General features: G+C 39.6%; 1 protein-coding gene. It reads right to left on the reverse strand.

Annotated elements, in window-relative coordinates; genetic code table 11:
- Nucleotides 1-245: transposase (locus tag ASU02_RS26190; RefSeq protein ID WP_198317493.1), on the reverse strand; the 245-nt coding region annotated here is incomplete at both ends.

Raw genomic sequence — 245 nt, forward strand, 5'->3', positions numbered from 1 at the left:
AGTTTTTCTTCGATCAATTGGCAACGGAATTGAACGAAACATTGGCGAATTAATTCTTTCACTTCTGATTGCACACGAAATCGATTGATAGTACGATAACTGGGTTCATATTCCTGAGCGAGCCACTTCATACGAATACTGTCTTTTAATAGGGCTTCGATTTTACGTCCTGAGAAGACAGATTGTGTGTAAGCACATAAGATAATTTTTAGCATCATGCGTGGATGGTAAGCAGGAAAGCCCTC

The sequence above is a fragment of the Cytobacillus praedii genome, from assembly GCF_001439605.1.
GTDB lineage: Bacteria > Bacillota > Bacilli > Bacillales > Cytobacillaceae > Cytobacillus > Cytobacillus praedii.